Origin of the sequence: Serratia sp. 2C06 (assembly GCF_050037615.1) — a bacterium.
In the GTDB taxonomy this organism is placed as follows: Bacteria; Pseudomonadota; Gammaproteobacteria; order Enterobacterales; family Enterobacteriaceae; genus Serratia; species Serratia ureilytica.
The window spans coordinates 5,066,498-5,084,695 of the sequence record NZ_CP188299.1; the positions used below are offsets into that span (position 1 = coordinate 5,066,498).

Here is an 18,198-nt window from a genome sequence, read left to right on the forward strand (position 1 = left end):
GCGCCGCGGCAAAGAGAACGGAGTGTAAATCATTCCGCCGGATTTGTTGAGAACCTGCGTGGCAGGCGCCGGCGGGAATCTGTCATTCTTTGAAATCGTTGGCGTCCAGCTCGTGGCGCGACAGCAATTTGTAAAACTCGGTGCGGTTGCGGCCCGCCATGCGCGCGGCCTGGGTCACGTTGCCCTTGGTGATCTGCAGCAGTTTGCGCAGATAGTGCAACTCAAACTGGTTGCGCGCTTCGGCGAAAGTCGGCAGCGCGGTGTTTTCCCCTTCCAGCGCCTGTTCCACTAGCGCCTCGCTGATCACCGGCGCCGAGGTCAGCGCCACGCACTGTTCGATGACGTTGACCAACTGACGCACGTTGCCCGGCCAGCTGGCGGTCATCAGCCGCTTCATGGCGTCGGTCGAGAAGCTGCGCACGAACGGCTTGTGCCGCTGAGCCGCTTCGCGCAACAGGTGATTGGCCAGCAGCGGAATGTCTTCGGCGCGCTCGTTGAGCGCCGGGATCTTCAGATTCACCACGTTGAGACGATAGTAGAGATCCTCGCGGAACTCGTTCTTCGCCATCGCCTTTTGCAGATCGCGGTGGGTGGCGGAGATAATGCGCACGTCGATGTCCAGATCGCGGTTGCTGCCCAGCGGCCGCACCTTGCGCTCCTGCAGCACGCGCAGCAGTTTCACCTGCAGCGACAACGGCATGTCGCCTATCTCGTCGAGGAACAGCGTGCCGCCCGCCGCCGCCTGGAACAGCCCCTCGCGGCTGCTGACCGCGCCGGTGAAGGCGCCCTTGGCGTGGCCGAACAGTTCGGACTCCAGCAGTTGCTCCGGCAGCGCCCCGCAGTTGATGGCGATGAACGCCTTGCCGGCGCGCGGGCTGGCGGCGTGGATCGCCTGCGCCAACACCTCTTTGCCGGTGCCGCTCTGGCCGTTGATCAACACGCTGACGTCGGACTGGGCCACCATTTTCACCTGCTCCAGCAGGCGCAGCATCAACGGGCTGCGGGTGACGATGTCTTCGCGCCAGGCGTCGTCACCCGCGGGGGAGGCCGACAGCGACAGCGCCTCGTCGATGGCCTTATAGAGCGCATCGCGATCCACCGGTTTGGTGAGGAAGCTGAACACTCCCTGCTGGGTGGCGGCCACCGCATCGGGAATCGAACCGTGCGCGGTAAGAATGATCACCGGCATGCCCGGCTGATGCTTTTGGATTTCGGCGAACAGCGCCATGCCGTCCATCTCATCCATGCGCAGATCGCTGATCACCAGATCGATCTGTTCGCGCACCAACAGGCGCAGCGCCTCCTGGCCGCTTTCGGCGGTGGTGACGTGAAAACCTTCGCTGGTCAGGCGCATGCCCAGCAGCTTCAGCAGGCTGGGATCGTCGTCAACCAATAACAGGTTGGCCGGTTTGCGTGCGGTCATTGCGCGTGGGACTCCTTATTGGCGGGATGCGGCGTATAGGTGTCTTCCGGTTCAACCGGCAGCGCGGTGCCTTTTTCCGGTTCGTCCTGCGTTTCAGCGCCTTTGGCGGCCGCGCCGCTTTTACCGGCAGCTTCGCCCTTCTGCTGGCCCGCGCCGTTTTCCGGGATTTCCCCTTGCAGCTGCTTGCGCGATGAGAGCTGGCGCTCGATATCGGTCAGGTTTTCCAGCTTGCGCGAGGTGTCCTGCAGCTGCGACTGCAGGCGCGCCTGATTCTGGCGCAGCGAATCGATCTGGCTGTCGCTGCTCTCCTGCAGATGCTGATAGCGCGCTTTCTCATCGAACAGCGTGATCTGCAGCATCTGCTGCTGGCGCCACAGCTGCGTCAACGGACGCAGCGAACCGGGGAACTCCATCCGGTAACTGTTGATCCTGTCGAGCATCTGGCGGCGTTCACCGGAGGTCGGCTGTGCGCTCCCCAGCAGGATGCTCTGTTTGAAAACGCCGGACCAGCTGTCGCCCGGCACCGTTTTCGCCAGCGCACGCGCCTGGGTCGAGCCGATGCGATCGGCGCAGTCCATCGCGCGCAGCCAGTAGAGCGCGTTATCCAGCGCGTCCTTGTCGTCCAATTGCCACAGGGTATCGCAAGCCGCGGTGCGGTAATCGATCACCTTGGTATCCGGGATCGCCTCTTGCTGCTGAGCGCTCAATCCGCCGCTGACGGCGCGATCGACGCAGCCCGCCAGCAACAGCGGCATAAAGAAAACGGCGCCCAGCCAGGTGATCGGGCGTTTGCCGAGCGGCGCTCTGTGCGTGGCACGCGGTGAACGTTCGGTCTGTGAAAGACGAAGGCGTTTAGACCATGTGTACATTATTTATTCATTCTCGGCGGTTAACGGCAGTTCAATGCGGAAGCAGACGTCTGCACCGGCGACCGTCGCCAGTTGCAGCTCACCGCGCATGCGACGGATACAGTCCTGAGCGATGCTCAACCCCAGTCCGCTTCCTTTTACCGCCCCTTTTCGCTGGTGACTACCCTGGAAAAAAGGCTCGAAAATCATGGCTCTTTCAGCCTCGGGGATCGGCGTGCCGGTATTGGCGACGTCGATTTGCACCCGTTGTCCAACCTGACGGCTGCGGATCCAAATGTTACCGGATTCCTTGCCGTAGTGCACCGCATTGGAGTAGAGATTATCCAGCACGCGCATTAATAGCGTAGGCTCTGCCCAGCAGATTTCCGCTTCCAGCGCGATTTCGGTGGAAATCATCTTCGCCCGCGCCGGCAAACTGTGCGCGGCGACCACCAAATCGACCATCTCGCGCAGCTCGACGTTCTCGTGCTCCGCCGGGCCATCGGCCAGTTTGCGGTTGTAATCCAGCAGTTGTTCAATCAGCTGCTGCAGGTGGCGGCTGCTGTTGTCGAGGATCGTCACCACCTCTTTCTGGTCGGAAGTCAGCGGCCCCGCCACCTCGTCGGCCAGCAGTTCGGTGCCTTCGCGCATGCTGGCCAGCGGCGTTTTCAATTCGTGCGAGATATGGCGCAGGAACTCGTGGCGCTGCGACTCCAGCCACGCCAGCCGTTCGCTCAGCCAGATGATGCGCTGCGCCAGCGAACGCAGCTCGCGCGGCCCTTTGAATGATGCGGTGCTGCCCAACGCGCGCCCTTCCCCCAGGCGGTTGATCATCCGCTCCACGGCCTTGACCGGCCCGATGATCATGCGGGTGAACAGCACCACCAGCAGCACGCTGACCAGGAACAGCAGCAGCGCCTGCCAGCCGAAGAACTGGCCCCGCTCGGCAATGGCCTGCTGCAGCTGCTGGCCGCGCGAGAACACCACCGCGCGCGTGGCCTGCACCATTTCGGCGTTGGAACGGGAGAACGACTCGAGCAAGGCCGAAGCCTCTTGGTCCGGCCCGCTGTTATGGCATTTGATCGCCGCCAGTTGGGTCAGCAACTGGCGCAGCGTTTGGTAGTAGCGCTCGTCCGGCAGAATCGGCGCGTGGGCGTCCAGCATCTGCGAATACTGTTTGCGCTGGTTCTGGTACAGCTTCTGCAGCGTAGGATCGACCAACACGCAGTACTGACGATAGCTGCGCTCCATCTCCAGCGCCACGCTGGTCATCGCCTCGCTGCGCCGAGCGTCCACCAGCGTGGTGCGGTTGATGTCCGCCGCCTGCGCGCTCAGGTGATCCAGGCTCTGGTAGGCCTGATAGGCCAGCACCAACAGCGGCAGCAGCACCAACAGGAAGGCCAGCAGCACCAATTGCCGCAGCGAACGGGGGAATAAACGCCATTTTTTCAACGAAATCATCTCATTCTCTCAGCTCTGTCACGATGCTAACTGACTCGCCGGAAAGAGAAAAGCCCGACAAGGGAGAATCCTGAACGCACAAGGAAAAAGCCGTGGGATCGGTGAACCGCGCCGATAAGGTTGGCCTGCCAATGACATACGGTCCCGGTAACAAAAACCGGTACGAAAGCGAGAGTGTGGGAATAGCGTCTGCGTTCGAGGGCATAGGCAACGAAACAGGAGTAAGCGCAGCGTTGAGAATTGACGCCGGGGCAATAAGCTTGCCCCGCCGCAAGGAAAGTGTGGATGCCCTTGAACCTCGTCCCCAGGGTGATGTAGCGCAGCGGCTGGCATCGAACAGGACGAATAGCATCCGTAAGTATCCAGGATTGATGAACCCTTCATCACAGTTGGATACAGGCGGTGCCTCACTCCACGTGTCGCCCGATGCTTGATAAAGCCGCTTGCGCGGTCTGTTATCGGTTTGGTTGGACGATAGGCACCATTTCTTTGGCATCATTCGGAGGCTTATGAGGTAATTTGCCGTCTAATTTCGGCACCGTCATAAAAAGGTGAATGAGCAGCCGCCGAGAATAATGCACGTTACGTGCCAACTTTGCAACAAAAATCATAACACAATGATTTTATTTGATAATAAATAAAGAAAGGTAAATCCATGCGCCCAATCAGCACCAATGCACGATGAAAAAAACACCACCCTGTCGCCAAACGCCGACAACTAAAGTCAAACCTGTTTACCGACAATAAAATCAATGGGTTAAATGTCTCCATTTAGCGACAAGCAAACCAGCGCTTGTCGCTAAATGCAGACACTGCCGCCAATCGCCGAGTGCCGGCCATAAAAAAGGGCGCAATTACTTGCGCCCTCTGTACGGTGGTGGCCGTTTTTAGCCCAGTTGCTTACGGGCGTTGCGGAACATGCGCATCCACGGGCTATCCTCGCCCCACTCTTCCGGGTGCCAGGAGTTGCTGACGGTGCGGAACACGCGTTCCGGGTGCGGCATCATCACCGTTGCGCGCCCGTTGGCGCTGGTCACGGCGGTGATGCCATTCGGCGAACCGTTCGGGTTAGCCGGGTAAGCTTCCGTGACCTGACCGGCGTTGTTGACGAAACGCAGCGCCACCAAGCCGTGGCTTTCCAACGCCGCCAGATGCGCCGCATCGCGCACTTCGACATGCCCTTCGCCATGGGAAACGGCGATCGGCATGCGCGAGCCGGTCATGCCCTGCATGAACAGCGACGGGCTGGCCGCCACTTCCACCAGGCTGAAGCGCGCCTCGAAGCGATCCGACAGGTTGCGCACGAAGCGCGGCCAGTGTTCGGCGCCCGGGATCAGCTCACGCAGGTTGGACATCATCTGGCAGCCGTTGCACACGCCCAGCGCCAGCGTCTGCGGACGGTGGAAGAACGCCGCGAACTCGTCGCGCACCCGCTCGTTGAACAGGATAGACTTCGCCCAGCCTTCACCGGCGCCCAGAACGTCGCCGTAAGAGAAGCCGCCGCAGGCCACCAGCGTGTGGAAGTCCTGCAGATCGCGACGCCCGGCCAGCAGATCGCTCATGTGCACGTCCACGGCGTCAAAGCCGGCGCGGTGGAACGCCGCCGCCATTTCAACGTGGGAGTTCACCCCCTGCTCGCGCAGCACCGCCACTTTCGGGCGAGCGCCCTTGGCGATGTACGGCGCAGCGATGTCTTCCTCGGGTGCGAAGGTCAGCTTCACGTTCAGACCGGGGTCTTGTTCATCCTGCTTGGCCTGATGTTCCTGATCGGCGCACGCCGGGTTGTCGCGCAGACGCTGCATCTGCCAGGTCGTTTCCGCCCACCAGGTGCGCAGGGTATTGCGGCTTTCGCTGTACAACGCTTTGCCGTGCTGATTGATGACGAAACGATCGCCGGCCTGTACGCTGCCGATGTGATGCACGTTGTCGGTCAGACCGTGCTGCGCGAACGCCCGCTTCACGTCGTCGAGACGTTCGGCGCTCACCTGGATCACCGCGCCCAGCTCTTCGTTGAACAGCACCGCCAGCGCATCGTCGCCGAGGCCATCGAGGTTAACCTCTACGCCGCAGTGACCGGCGAAGGCCATCTCCGCCAGCGTCACCAGCAGGCCGCCGTCAGCGCGGTCGTGATAAGCCAGCAGCGCGCGATCGGCCACCAGCTGCTGCATGGCGTTGAAGAAGCCCGCCAGCTGCGCGACATCGCGCACATCGGCCGGTTTGTCGCCCAGTTGGCGATAAACCTGCGCCAGCGCGGTAGCACCCAGCGCGTTATGGCCGTTGCCCAGGTCGATCAACAGCAGCGAGCTGTCGCCCTTATCGGTGCGCAATTGCGGCGTCACGGTGTGGCGCACGTCTTCCACGCGGGCGAAGGCGGTGATGACCAGCGACAGCGGCGAGGTCATTTCACGCTGTTCATTGCCTTCCTGCCAGCGGGTTTTCATCGACATGGAGTCTTTGCCCACCGGAATGGTGATGCCCAGCGCCGGGCACAGCTCTTCGCCCACCGCTTTCACCGCTTCGTACAGGCCGGCGTCTTCACCCGGGTGGCCGGCGGCGGCCATCCAGTTGGCGGACAGCTTCACGCGCTTCAGGCTGCCGATTTCCGTGGCGGCCAGGTTGGTCAGCGCTTCCCCGACCGCCAGGCGGCCGGAGGCGGCGAAGTCCAGCAGCGCCACAGGCGCGCGTTCGCCGAGCGACATCGCTTCGCCATAATAGCTGTCCAGACTGGCGGTGGTGACCGCGCAGTCGGCTACCGGGATCTGCCACGGGCCGACCATTTGGTCGCGCGCCACCATGCCGGTGACGGTGCGGTCGCCGATGGTGATCAGGAAGGTTTTCTCCGCGACGGCCGGCAGATGCAGCACGCGCTTCACCGCGTCGGCCAGCGTGATGTTCTCACGCTGTACCGCCTGGCCCTGCGCCTGCAGACGGGTCACGTCGCGGGTCATCTTCGGCGTCTTGCCGAGCAGCACGTCCAGCGGCATGTCGATCGGCTGATTGTCGAAGTGACGATCGTTCAACGTCAGATGTTGCTCTTCGGTCGCTTCGCCGATCACCGCGTAAGGCGCGCGCTCGCGGCGGCAGATCTCGTCGAACTGCGCCATCTGCGCCGGGGCGATCGCCATCACGTAACGTTCCTGCGATTCGTTGCACCATACTTCCAGCGGGCTCATGCCCGGCTCGTCGTTGAGGATGTCGCGCAGTTCGAAACGGCCGCCGCGGCCGCCGTCGCTCACCAGCTCCGGCATGGCGTTGGACAGGCCGCCGGCGCCGACGTCATGGATAAACAGGATCGGGTTCTGGTCGCCCAGCTGCCAGCAGCGGTCGATCACTTCCTGACAGCGGCGTTCCATTTCCGGGTTGTCGCGCTGCACCGACGCGAAGTCCAAATCGGCATCGGACTGGCCGGACGCCATCGATGACGCCGCGCCGCCGCCCAGACCGATATTCATCGCCGGGCCGCCCAGCACCACCAGCTTGGCGCCGACGGTGATTTCCCCTTTCTGCACGTGATCGGCGCGGATGTTGCCGATACCGCCCGCCAGCATGATCGGTTTGTGGTAGCCGCGCAGCTCCACGCCGTTATGGCTGTTGACGCGCTCTTCATAGGTGCGGAAGTAGCCCAGCAGCGCCGGGCGACCGAATTCGTTGTTGAACGCCGCGCCGCCCAGCGGGCCTTCGGTCATGATGTCCAGCGCGGTGACAATGCGCTCCGGTTTGCCGAAGTCCTGCTCCCACGGCTGTTCAAAGCCGGGAATGCGCAGGTTGGACACCGAGAAGCCCACCAGGCCGGCCTTCGGCTTGGCGCCGCGGCCGGTGGCGCCTTCGTCGCGGATCTCGCCGCCGGAGCCGGTCGCGGCGCCCGGCCACGGCGAGATCGCCGTCGGGTGGTTGTGGGTTTCCACCTTCATCAGGATATGCGCGTCTTCCTGATGGTAATCGTACGTGCCGTTCTCCGGCGCGGCGAAGAAGCGGCCGACCTGCGAGCCTTCCATCACCGCGGCGTTGTCTTTATACGCCGACAGCACATAGTCCGGCGTCTGCTCATAGGTGTTCTTGATCATTTTGAACAGCGACTTGGGCTGCTGTTCGCCGTCGATGATCCAATCGGCATTGAAAATCTTGTGGCGGCAGTGCTCAGAGTTGGCCTGCGCAAACATATAGAGTTCGATATCCGTCGGGTTGCGCCCCAAACCGGTAAAGGCATTCAGCAGGTAATCGATCTCGTCCTGCGCCAGCGCCAGGCCGAGCCGGACGTTGGCCTGCTCCAGCGCGGCGCGCCCTGCGCCCAGCACGTCGACCGACTGATACGGCGCCGGCTGATGGTGCGCGAACAGCTGTTCAGCCTGTTGCAGCTCGCTGAAGACGGTTTCCATCATGCGATCGTGCAGCAGCGCGGCGAGCTGGTGCCACTGGGCTTCCGTCAGCTCAGGCGCCTTGACGTAGAACGCCAGACCGCGCTCCAGCCGCAGCACCTGTTGCAAACCGCAGTTGTGGGCGATGTCGGTGGCTTTGGAAGACCAGGGGGAAATGGTGCCCGGGCGCGGCGTGACCAGCAGCAGCCGGCCTTCGGGGGCGTGTTCGGCGAGAGAAGGACCGTACTTGAGCAAGCGCTGAAGTTTGGCGTGTTCTTCGGCACTTAGCGGTGCGCTAACATCGGCAAAGTGGACATACTCGGCGTAGATATCACTGACGGGCAAGTGGGCGTCCTGGCAGCGGGACAGCAGTTTGGTAATGCGAAAAGCCGATAAAGCGGGCGAACCACGCAGAATTTCCATAATCAAAGTTCTCTCGTCTTCGAAGCGACGGATAAGACGCTTCATTGGGCGCAACAGGGGAAAACGCGCGTCATTATAGAGAATCCTCGCCGCCGACGAAACCGTTTGCGTAGGGATTATTGATAAAAGCGCGCCGCACCGTCGAATTGTCATAACGTGTCAATAAAGTTGCACACTGGCGTTTTGTTGCGCAAAATGCCCCCCGCACTGGTGATTTAACCATGAGAAAAGTCGCGGTTGTCGTCGCCGGCGTACCTGTGCCACCACTGGATAACTATTTGAAACGTCTTAAAATAAACTACATCCTCATCGGCGTTGTCACCCTGCTTCTGGCTCTCGCGCTGTGGCCCAATATCACCTGGCGCAGCGGCCAGGGCGGGCAACTCCAGGAGATCATTTCCCGCGGCGAGTTGCGTATCAGCACGCTGAACTCACCGCTGACCTATTTCAACACCAAGCAAGGGCCGGGTGGGCTCGACTACGAACTGGCCAAGCGCTTCGCCAACTACCTCGGGGTAAAACTGGTGGTGATCCCCCATCAGAACATCAATGACCTGTTCGACGATCTGGACGACGACGACGCCGACCTGCTGGCGGCGGGCCTTATCTACAACCAGGAGCGCCTCAGCCGCGCGCGCACCGGCCCCGCCTACTACTCCGTTTCCCAACAGCTGGTGTACCGGCTGGGCACCCCGCGGCCAAAAGGCTTCGCCGACATCAAAGGCAAGCTGGCGGTCGCCTCCGGTTCCGCGCACGTCAGCACGCTAAAGCAGCTCAAACAGGATAAATACCCGGATCTCGCCTGGGAGTCCTCCAGCGATCTCACCTCCAAAGAGCTGCTGGAGCGGGTTGCCGACGGCAAGCTGGACTATACCCTCGGCGATTCGGTGACCATCGCGTTGCTGCAGCGCATCCATCCGCAGCTGGCGGTGGCGTTCGACGTCACCGACGAAGAGCCGGTCACCTGGTACCTCAAACGCGACGGCGACGACAGCCTGTACGCGGCGATGCTGGATTTCTACAGTCAAATGGTGGACGACGGCACCCTGGCGCGGCTGGAAGAGAAATACCTCGGCCACGTCGGCAGCTTCGACTACGTGGACACCAAAACCTTCCTGTCGGCCATCGACTCGGTGCTGCCCAACTTCCGCCCGCTGTTCGAGAAACACGCCAACGAGATCGACTGGAAGCTGCTGGCGGCCATCGCCTATCAGGAATCGCACTGGAATCCGCAGGCCACCTCCCCCACCGGCGTGCGCGGCCTGATGATGCTGACCCGCGCCACCGCCGACGGCCTGGGGGTCAACGATCGCCTCGATCCGGAAGAGAGCATTCAGGGTGGCGCCCTGTACCTGCAGCGGCTGATGGCCAAGGTGCCGGACAGCGTGCCGGAAGATGAGCGCATCTGGTTCTCGCTGGCGGCCTACAACATGGGCTGGGGCCATATGCTGGACGCACGCAAGCTGACCAAAACGCAAAAAGGCAATCCGGACAGCTGGGTCGACGTCAAACAGCGCCTGCCGATGCTCAGCCAAAAGCGCTACTACCCGCAGCTGACCTATGGCTATGCGCGCGGGCGTGAAGCCTACAACTATGTAGAAAACATCCGCCGCTACCAGGTCAGCCTGGTGGGTTATCTGCAGGAAAAAGAGAGAAAGGCGGCGCAAGCGGCCGCCGAGCAGGAAGCGTTGGGAAAAGGCTATCCGACGGTGATGCCGGAACTGGCGCTCAACTACTGATTATTCCGGCTTATCCGCCGCCCGCTGCGCCAGCTTGAGCGCTTTTTTCTGTTCGCGGCGCAGGCGGAAGAAATTGCTCAGGGTGGCGGCGCATTCGTCCGCCAGCACGCCCGAGACGATCTCCACCTGATGATTCATGCCCGGATGGCGCAAAATATCCACCAGCGAACCGGCCGCGCCGGTTTTCTCGTCGGCGGCGCCGTACACCAACCGGCGGATGCGGCTGTGCACCATCGCGCCGGCGCACATCACGCAGGGTTCCAGCGTGACGTACAGCGTGGCGTTCAACAAGCGGTAGTTTTGCAGCACCGCGCCGCCCTGCCGCAGCGCCATGATCTCGGCGTGCGCGGTAGGATCGTGCCGGCCGATCGGCCGGTTCCAGCCCTCGCCGATCACCTGATTGTCCAGCACCAGCAGCGCACCCACCGGCACCTCGCCCTCTTCCTGCGCGCGCAGGGCCAGCTGCAATGCCTGACGCATCCAGTACTCATCGTTATATTCAGTCATCGCATAATTCCTCGTGCGCTTTTGCGGCGGGCATTATACACACTAGCCTCCCTTTGTCGTAGCCGCCCGCCAATGGCTATACTGGCCACATCAGCGTGTGATTCAGGGACAAGAAACATGAAACTCAGTAAAAAGAACGCCGTCGTGGTGCGCAAGGCGCTGGACGGCTGGGTTGGGGAAGGCGCCTTGACCCCCGAGCAACAACAGCAACTGCTGCTGCATGTGGACGTGCAGCCTTTCGACTGGCGACGGCTGGCGCGCTATGCGTTTCTCGCCGCGCTGGCCTCGTTGCTGATCGCCGTCACCAGCCTGTTCGCCGGCAGCGCACTGCTTGAATGGCTGAGCGAACTGTTCCGCTTCGACGCGCCGGTGCGCATGGCGATCGCCGGCGTACTGGCGGCGCTGGCCTACGTCTGGGCGCTGCGTCGTCGTCAACGCCACCCGGAAAAACGCTACGGCAATGAGGCGGCGCTGTTTGTCGCCGTGTTGCTCACCGCCTGCGCCTTATGGCAACTGGGCGTCTGGCTGGATAACGGCAGCGGGCGGGTTTCCGTGCTGCTGCTGGTCGCCGCGCTGCTGTACGGCGCCATCGGCTGGTTCAGCCGCTCCGGGCTGGTATGGTGGTTCGCCCTGCTGTCGCTCGGCAATGCCTTCGGCGCCGAGACCGGCTACCTGTCCGGCTGGGGCGCCTACTGGCTCGGCATGAGCTACCCGATTCGCTTTATCGCCTTTGGTGCGGTGCTGATCGCCGCCGCGCTGCTGTTGCGGCCGCTGTTGGCGCAACGCGGCCTGCAGCGGGTGTCGCTGGCGATGGGCCTGCTGTACCTGTTTATCGCTCTGTGGCTGCTGTCTATCTTCGGCAACTACGGCGATCTCGACAGCTGGTACCGCGCGCGCCAGATCGAGCTGTTCCACTGGAGCCTGCTGTTCGGGCTGGCCGCCCTCGCCGCCATCTGGCTGGGGTTGAAGCATGACGACGCCATGCTGCGCGGCTTCGGGCTGACCTTCCTCGGCATTAACCTGTATACCCGTCTGTTCGAGTTTTTCTGGGACAGCATGCCGAAGGCGGTTTTCTTCGCGCTGCTCGGCCTGAGCCTGTGGGCGTTGGGGCATTATGCGGAGAAGATTTGGCAGCTCGGACGCAAACCGCACGACGTAACCGACGACTGATCGCGGCAGCGGTAACAGCAAAGGGCGGAATTCTCCGCCCTTTGTTTATTCCAGCTGCTGCAGCTCGCCCTGCTTGCTCACCCGCCAACGGTGCTCGCAAAAAAACAGCAGCGGGTTATCCTGCTTGCTGTCGCTGTAACCGCTGTACAGCTTCAGCGGCGCGCCGAGCCGTTGCTCCAGCTGCACCACTTTTTGTACGCCCAGACAGCGCAAGGTCAGCACCCAGCCGCCATAGCGGCGCGCGATGCGGCTGCCGACCAACCGCACCCGCGGCAGAAACGCCGAATCCCGATACACCTGCGCCACCAGTTGCTCCGGCGAGCCGGTAATCAGCCACACCTCGGCATCGTGCTCATCCAGATACTGCCGCAAGCGCATTTGCACCACCGGAAACGCAGTCACCCTCTGGCGGAAAACCTCGATGAACTGCCGCTCCAGCGCCTTCAGCGTCGCTTCGGTACGCCCGAAGGTGATAGCCCACAACAACAGGCTCATCGGCCAGCGCGCGGCGCGCCCCAGCAGCAACAGCGCCAGACCAATCAATGGCAACAGCGGTATCACCAGCAGCAAATTCAGCGGTAAACGGCGCAGCAGGAAACGCAAGAAACTGCCGAACATATCCTCCTGATGCAGAGTGCCGTCCAGATCGAAAAAGACCACGCGGCGCCCTGCTGCGGCCGATGGTTGCTGCTTGTCGCTCAAACGCTACTCCTCGGGATCGTTGAACCCCATCATCCAGGTGAAGAGAAAACCGGCGATAATCGTAATCAGCATCCCCGCCAGATACAACATCACCTTACCTGAGACGATGGTCAACGCCAAAGGCAGCCCCGAAATGCCAAAGGTAATCACCGTCGCCACTTTCCAGTAGCTGATCAGCGCGCCGCCTACCGCACCGCCGAGGCAGGCGCCGATAAACGGCCGGCCCAGCGGCAGCGTCACCCCGAAGATCAGCGGCTCGCCGATGCCGAGAATGCCGACCGGCAACGCCCCTTTGATCACCTTCTTCAGCCGCGCGTTACGGGTTTTCAACAGCACCGCCAGCGCCGCCCCCACCTGACCGACGCCGGCCATCGCCAGGATCGGCAACAGCGGGTTGGAACCGTGCGCCTGCACCAGCTCGACGTGGATCGGCACCAGCCCCTGGTGCAAGCCAGACAGCACCAGCGGCAGGAACAGCCCGGAGAGCAGCGCCCCGACAAGCAGCCCGCCCTTGTCGATCGCCAGATTGGCGCCGTGGGCGATGGCATCGGAAATGGCGCCGCCGATCGGCTGCAGGATCAGGATCGCCAACGAGGCGGTCACCAGCGTGGTCAGCAGCGGATTGAGGATCAGTTCGACCGACTCCGGCAGCAGCGTGCGCAGGCGTTTCTCCACCCAGCACATCAACGCCACCACCAGCAGTACGGCGATCACCCCGCCGCGCCCCGGCTGCAGCGCCTCGCCGAACAGGGTGATCTGCGCCAGCGCCGGGCTGGAAAGGATCCCGGCCATCACGCCGCCCATCGCCTGTGAGCCGCCGAACACCCGCGCGGCGTTCACCCCAACCAGAATGTTCATGATGGCGAACACCGCGCTGCCGAAGATCGCCAGCAGCCCCAGCGCGTTCGGGTAGTCCAACGCCAACTGTCCGGCGATGTCGGGCCGTTTCAGCAGGTTGATGATGCCAGTGATCAGGCCCGAGGCGATAAACGCCGGGATCAGCGGAATAAAAACGTCGGCCAGCTTTTTCAGCGCGCCGCTCATCGGCGCCGCGTATTTCTGTTTGGCCTGCGCCTTGGTGCGGGCGGCGTCACCAACGGCGGGCTGCGCGCTGCCGCTCAGCAAAGCGCGCATGGCGTCCACCACCTTGGCGGCGGCGCCCGGGCCGACGATAAACTGATGCTGTTCACCCTGCTTGATATAGCCCTTCACGCCGGGCAACTGCTTGAGGGCCGCCAGATCCAGACGCTGTTCGTCGCTGACCTCGACGCGCACCCGCGTCATGCAGTTCTCCAGTTTGAGGATATTGCCCTCGCCCCCCACGCCCGCCAGGATCTGTGTCGCCAATGCCGTTGTCTTGTCCATCGCCGCCCCCACCGTGAATTAACGCGCCAACGCCGCGCGCAGGTAGCCGTCGTGCCGCTGCAGCCGCTGCTGCGCCTCATCGGCGCTGACGCCGGCTAAAATCATCAGGATCGCCGGTTTGACCTCAAAGCCGGTCTGCGCCAGCGCCGCCTCCGCCTGAGCGCGTTCGGCGCCGGTGGCCTCCACCACGATGCGGCAGGCGCGATCCACCAGTTTGACGTTGGTGGCCTTCACGTCCACCATCAGGTTCTGATAGACCTTGCCCAGCTTGACCATCGCGCCGGTCGACAGCATGTTGAGCACCAGCTTCTGCGCGGTGCCGGATTTCAGGCGCGTCGAACCGGTCAGCGCCTCCGGCCCCACCACCGGCGAGATCGCCACCTGCGCTTCGTGCGCGATCGGCGAATCCGGGTTGCAGGAGATGGCCGCCGTCGGGCAACCCAGCCCGCGCGCATAGCGCAGCGCGCCGATCACGTAGGGCGTGCGCCCCGAGGCCGCCAACCCCACCACCATATCGACGGCGGTCAGGTTCAGCGCCCGGAGGTCGGCCTCGCCCAGGGCTGCGTCATCTTCCGCCCCTTCCACCGCTTTGAGCAGCGCGCCCGGCCCGCCGGCGATTAGCCCCACCACCACGCCGTGCGGCACGCCGAAGGTCGGCGGGCACTCGGAGGCATCCAATACGCCCAGGCGCCCGCTGGTGCCGGCGCCCAAATAAATCAGCCGCCCGCCGGCCTTCAGCGCCACCGCGGCCAAATCGACCGCCTGCGCGATCGCCGGCAGCACCTTTTCAATCGCCTCCGGCACCTTGCGATCTTCCTGGTTAAAGCAGCGGACCATGTCCAGCGTCGACATCTCATCCAGCCCCATGGTGGCCGGGTTGCGGGTTTCCGATACCAGTGCGCCTAAGTTCATCTGTTCACCTTTGAATTTTTAATTCACAAAATTAAATCAATATTTGAATATTTTATTCAACAAAGCGAGCGCTATTTGCTATTTTAACGACGAGCTCACAAAAATTTTCACCGCGCGTTTTCGCTGCCTGCGTGGCAAAATGGCCGCTGGTTTCCAGGGAAAGATCAATGAGTACCCTTCTGCGCATTCGCCAGATGTATCCGACACTGGCGCAAAACGACCGCAAGCTGGCGGATTTTTTGCTGAACAACGCCGAACAGGCGCGCCATCTCAGCTCGCAAAAGCTGGCCCAGCTGGCCGGCGTCAGCCAGTCGAGCGTGGTGAAGTTCGCCCAAAAGCTGGGCTATAAAGGTTTCCCGGCGCTGAAGCTGGCGCTGAGCGAGACGCTGGCCCAGCCGCAGGCCGAACCGGTAGTGACCGTTCATAACCACATTCTCAGCAGCGACACGCTGAAAACCGTCGGTGAAAAGCTGTTGGCGGAAAAGCAGGCGGCGCTGCGCGCGACGCTGGACATCAACAGCGAAGAACGGCTGCATCAGGCGCTGGACATGCTGCGCCAGGCGCGCCGGGTGATGCTGATCGGCATCGGCGCCTCCGGGCTGGTGGCCAAGGATTTTTCCTTCAAGCTGCTGAAAATCGGGGTGATGGCGGTGGCCGAAGCGGATATGCACGTTCAACTGGCGGCGGTGCAGGCGCTGGACAAACGCGATCTGCTGGTGGCGATCTCCTTCAGCGGCGAGCGGCGTGAAATCAATCTGGCGGCGGAAGAAGCGCGCCAGGCCGGCGCCAGGGTGCTGGCGCTGACCAGCTTCTCGCCCAACGGCCTGCAGCAACGCGCCGATCACTGCCTCTATACCATCGCCGAAGAGCCCCGCACCCGCAGCGCGGCCATCTCTTCCAGCACCGCCCAGTACGCTCTCACCGACCTGCTGTTTATGGCGCTGATCCAGCACGACCTCGATCATGCCCGCGACCGTATCAGGCACAGCGAACAATTGATGAAAAAGTTGGTTTAACCGGTATAATCGCCGCTGCGAAAAATACCCCTGTTAATAATGAGAGATACGTCATGGCCCTGCTAATCACACGCAAATGCATCAACTGCGACATGTGCGAGCCGGAATGCCCAAACCAGGCGATTTCGATGGGCGATGAGATCTACCAAATCGATACCGACCGCTGCACCGAGTGCGTTGGCCATTACGATACGCCAACCTGTCAGCAGGTCTGCCCCATCGACAACACCATCATTACCGATCCGCAGCATCGCGAGACTAATGAGCAGCTGTGGGATAAGTTCGTGGTGTTGCACCACGCCGATCGCATTTAACCCGCCGCAGGACTGACAAGGGCGCCGCAGGGCGCCCTTTCTATTTTCAGCTTTCGACGATCACCGTCGCGCAGGCATAGCGCCTTTCATCGGCCAGCGAAACGTGGATCGCGGTGACCCCCATCTCCCCCGCCAGCTCGGCGGCGCGGCCGTGCAAACGAATATTCGGTTTGCCCAACGCATCGTTGAAAACCTCGAACTGGTTGAACGCCAGGCCGTTGCGAATGCCGGTGCCGAACGCCTTGGCGGCGGCCTCTTTCACGGCGAAACGCTTGGCCAGAAAGCGAATCGGCTGCTGGTGCTGCTGGTACAGCGCCCATTCGGCGTCGCTCAGCACGCGGCGCGCCAGACGATCGCCGCTGCGTTCCACCACCGCTTCGATACGCGCCATCTCGACGATGTCGGTACCCAGCCCGAGCACCGCCATTACCGGCGCGCTTCCCGCATCAGCACTTTCATGTCGGCAACCGCAGCCGGCAGCCCGCTCATCACCGCCTGGCCGATAATCGCATGGCCGATGTTCAGCTCGTGCATTTCCGGCAGCGCGGCGATCGGCTGCACGTTGTGATAGGTCAGGCCGTGGCCGGCGTTGACCTTCAGCCCCTTCTCGGCCGCGTAGGCGGCGGCGACCGCGATGCGGCGCAGCTCGGCCTGTACCGCCAGCTCGCCCTGCGCTTCGGCGTAGGCGCCGGTGTGGATTTCGATATAGGGGGCGCCCACCGCCACCGCCGCGTCGATTTGGCGATGATCGGGATCGATGAACAGCGAGACCAGAATGCCCACCTGCGCCAGGCGCTCGACCGCCACGCTCATTTTGTCCAGCTGGCCGGCAACGTCCAGGCCGCCTTCGGTAGTCACTTCTTCACGCTTTTCCGGCACGAGGCAGCAGAAGTGCGGCTTCAGCTCCACGGCGATGTCCAGCATCTCGTCGGTCACCGCCATCTCCAGATTCATGCGCGTCTGGATGGTCTGGCGCAGCAAACGCACGTCGCGGTCGGTGATGTGGCGGCGGTCTTCGCGCAGATGCACGGTAATGCCGTCGGCCCCCGCCTGTTCGGCAATGAATGCCGCCTGAACCGGATCCGGGTATTGGGTTCCGCGCGCGTTACGTAACGTGGCGATGTGATCGATATTGACGCCCAGCAGTAAATCAGCCATGACAACCTCTAAATACGATTTTCAGTGCCAGCAGTTTACACGCGGGTGCAGAACGGCAAAAGGGGAAAAGGTCAGGCGTCGTCGACCGGCGCATTCGGCTGTTTGCGCACGAATTGGCGAAACAGTTCGCGGCTCTTCAACGGCTTGCCGCCGAGGTAGGGTTTCAGCGCCATGCGGGTGAAACGCTTGGCGGCGCGCAGCGTCTCGGCATCGGGAAACTGCCGCTCCGCCAGCGCGCGCAGTTCGCGCCCGGTGAAGCTGTAGTGATCCACCACCAGGCTGGCGATAAAGCCCTTCTCTTCGCGGTAGCGGTAGGTCATGGCGTCATCCACCGGCAGGCCGCTGCCGGCGCAGTGCAGGAAATCGAGGCCGTAACCCAGGTGCTGCAACAAGGCCAGTTCGAACTGGCGCAACGCCTGTTCCGGCGAGCTGTCTTCCGCCGCCAGCGCCTGCAAGCACTGCAGGTAGTCGAAGAACAGCACCGAGTAGTTGGTTTCCTGCTCCAGCACGCGCGCCAGCAGTTCGTTCACGTACAGGCCGCTGTAAAGCATCATGCCGCTGAGGGGTAAACCGAGAGAGACCGCTTCGGCGTTGCGCAGCGTTTTCACTTCGCCGCGGCCGCCCCAGCGCACTAACAGGGGGGTAAAGGGCTGCAGGCAACCCTTCAGATTGGAGCGGCGGCTGCGCGCGCCTTTTGCCAGCAAGCGCACCCGCCCATGACCTTCGGTAAACAAATCCAGCATCAGACTGGTTTCACTGTACGGCCGCCCATGCAGGACGAAAGCGCGCTCCCAGCCGTCCACGG

Annotated in this window: 15 protein-coding genes; 4 read left to right on the forward strand and 11 right to left on the reverse strand. The window is 62.5% G+C overall.

Annotated elements, in window-relative coordinates; translation table 11 throughout:
* Window positions 1–82: 82 nt before the first annotated feature.
* The 4 genes from glrR to purL all read right to left on the reverse strand — a co-directional run bounded on the left by glrR (window position 83) and on the right by purL (window position 8,513).
* A complete protein-coding gene (gene glrR, locus ACP3TA_RS24700) occupies window positions 83–1,423 on the reverse strand; it encodes a two-component system response regulator GlrR (RefSeq protein ID WP_046687667.1) in 1,341 nt (446 codons plus the stop codon).
* A complete protein-coding gene (gene qseG, locus ACP3TA_RS24705; RefSeq protein WP_052133764.1) occupies window positions 1,420–2,292 on the reverse strand; it encodes a two-component system QseEF-associated lipoprotein QseG in 873 nt (290 codons plus the stop codon). Before qseG ends, glrR begins: the two co-directional genes overlap by 4 nt.
* Window positions 2,293–2,295: 3 nt before the next feature.
* Entirely contained in the window at window positions 2,296–3,732 is a 1,437-nt protein-coding gene (locus ACP3TA_RS24710) for a sensor histidine kinase (protein WP_044030659.1), read from the reverse strand.
* 887 nt (window positions 3,733–4,619) lie between these two features.
* A complete protein-coding gene (gene purL, locus ACP3TA_RS24715) occupies window positions 4,620–8,513 on the reverse strand; it encodes a phosphoribosylformylglycinamidine synthase (RefSeq protein ID WP_426784649.1) in 3,894 nt (1,297 codons plus the stop codon).
* Between the two features lie 275 nt (window positions 8,514–8,788).
* Between purL and mltF the strand changes: the two genes are divergently transcribed.
* Entirely contained in the window at window positions 8,789–10,249 is a 1,461-nt protein-coding gene (gene mltF, locus ACP3TA_RS24720) for a membrane-bound lytic murein transglycosylase MltF (RefSeq protein WP_033644113.1), read from the forward strand.
* On the opposite strand, the gene tadA is transcribed toward mltF, so the two are convergent.
* Window positions 10,250–10,756 carry a tRNA adenosine(34) deaminase TadA gene (gene tadA / locus ACP3TA_RS24725; protein WP_033644114.1) on the reverse strand — a complete coding sequence of 169 codons (507 nt, stop codon included), beginning with the start codon at window positions 10,754–10,756 and terminating at the stop codon, window positions 10,250–10,252. It lies immediately after the preceding gene.
* 117 nt (window positions 10,757–10,873) lie between these two features.
* Between tadA and ACP3TA_RS24730 the strand changes: the two genes are divergently transcribed.
* Window positions 10,874–11,926, forward strand: a complete 1,053-nt coding sequence (locus tag ACP3TA_RS24730; protein WP_426784471.1) for a DUF2157 domain-containing protein — start codon at window positions 10,874–10,876, stop codon at window positions 11,924–11,926.
* Between the two features lie 45 nt (window positions 11,927–11,971).
* Here the strand turns inward: ACP3TA_RS24730 and yfhb are convergent, their stop codons facing one another.
* From yfhb to murQ, 3 genes are read right to left on the reverse strand one after another with little or no spacing between them, the layout of a single operon-like run.
* Window positions 11,972–12,628, reverse strand: coding sequence for a phosphatidylglycerophosphatase C (gene yfhb / locus ACP3TA_RS24735; protein ID WP_089195089.1), 657 nt, complete (start codon window positions 12,626–12,628; stop codon window positions 11,972–11,974).
* 3 nt (window positions 12,629–12,631) lie between these two features.
* The gene (locus tag ACP3TA_RS24740) at window positions 12,632–13,993 is read right to left on the reverse strand and encodes a PTS transporter subunit EIIC (RefSeq protein ID WP_033644117.1); all 1,362 of its coding nucleotides are present in this window, start codon (window positions 13,991–13,993) and stop codon (window positions 12,632–12,634) included.
* A gap of 18 nt (window positions 13,994–14,011) precedes the next feature.
* Window positions 14,012–14,905 carry an N-acetylmuramic acid 6-phosphate etherase gene (gene murQ, locus ACP3TA_RS24745; RefSeq protein WP_033644118.1) on the reverse strand — a complete coding sequence of 298 codons (894 nt, stop codon included), beginning with the start codon at window positions 14,903–14,905 and terminating at the stop codon, window positions 14,012–14,014.
* A gap of 167 nt (window positions 14,906–15,072) precedes the next feature.
* On the opposite strand from murQ, the gene ACP3TA_RS24750 reads away from it, so the two are divergent.
* Entirely contained in the window at window positions 15,073–15,921 is an 849-nt protein-coding gene (locus ACP3TA_RS24750) for a MurR/RpiR family transcriptional regulator (RefSeq protein WP_033644119.1), read from the forward strand.
* A 53-nt stretch (window positions 15,922–15,974) separates the two neighbouring features.
* Window positions 15,975–16,235, forward strand: coding sequence for a YfhL family 4Fe-4S dicluster ferredoxin (locus ACP3TA_RS24755; protein WP_033632309.1), 261 nt, complete (start codon window positions 15,975–15,977; stop codon window positions 16,233–16,235).
* A gap of 46 nt (window positions 16,236–16,281) precedes the next feature.
* On the opposite strand, the gene acpS is transcribed toward ACP3TA_RS24755, so the two are convergent.
* From acpS to recO, 3 genes are all read right to left on the reverse strand, one after another.
* Window positions 16,282–16,662 (reverse strand): holo-ACP synthase, encoded by a 381-nt coding sequence (acpS, locus tag ACP3TA_RS24760; RefSeq protein ID WP_004929169.1) that lies wholly within the window; start codon window positions 16,660–16,662, stop codon window positions 16,282–16,284.
* Window positions 16,662–17,393, reverse strand: coding sequence for a pyridoxine 5'-phosphate synthase (gene pdxJ, locus ACP3TA_RS24765; RefSeq protein WP_033644120.1), 732 nt, complete (start codon window positions 17,391–17,393; stop codon window positions 16,662–16,664). The genes acpS and pdxJ overlap by 1 nt, the downstream gene beginning before the upstream one ends.
* 71 nt (window positions 17,394–17,464) lie before the next feature.
* Window positions 17,465–18,196, reverse strand: a complete 732-nt coding sequence (recO, locus tag ACP3TA_RS24770) for a DNA repair protein RecO (protein WP_047573979.1) — start codon at window positions 18,194–18,196, stop codon at window positions 17,465–17,467.
* Window positions 18,197–18,198 lie beyond the last annotated feature (2 nt).

Coding starts and splice junctions, on each gene's coding strand:
- glrR (WP_046687667.1), bottom strand. CDS start 1,423: ATGACCGCACGCAAACCGGCCAACCTGTTATTGGTTGACGACGATCCC.
- qseG (WP_052133764.1), bottom strand. CDS start 2,292: ATGTACACATGGTCTAAACGCCTTCGTCTTTCACAGACCGAACGTTCA.
- ACP3TA_RS24710 (WP_044030659.1), bottom strand. CDS start 3,732: ATGATTTCGTTGAAAAAATGGCGTTTATTCCCCCGTTCGCTGCGGCAA.
- tadA (WP_033644114.1), bottom strand. CDS start 10,756: ATGACTGAATATAACGATGAGTACTGGATGCGTCAGGCATTGCAGCTG.
- ACP3TA_RS24730 (WP_426784471.1), top strand. CDS start 10,874: ATGAAACTCAGTAAAAAGAACGCCGTCGTGGTGCGCAAGGCGCTGGAC.
- ACP3TA_RS24740 (WP_033644117.1), bottom strand. CDS start 13,993: ATGGACAAGACAACGGCATTGGCGACACAGATCCTGGCGGGCGTGGGG.
- murQ (WP_033644118.1), bottom strand. CDS start 14,905: ATGAACTTAGGCGCACTGGTATCGGAAACCCGCAACCCGGCCACCATG.
- ACP3TA_RS24750 (WP_033644119.1), top strand. CDS start 15,073: ATGAGTACCCTTCTGCGCATTCGCCAGATGTATCCGACACTGGCGCAA.
- ACP3TA_RS24755 (WP_033632309.1), top strand. CDS start 15,975: ATGGCCCTGCTAATCACACGCAAATGCATCAACTGCGACATGTGCGAG.
- acpS (WP_004929169.1), bottom strand. CDS start 16,662: ATGGCGGTGCTCGGGCTGGGTACCGACATCGTCGAGATGGCGCGTATC.
- pdxJ (WP_033644120.1), bottom strand. CDS start 17,393: ATGGCTGATTTACTGCTGGGCGTCAATATCGATCACATCGCCACGTTA.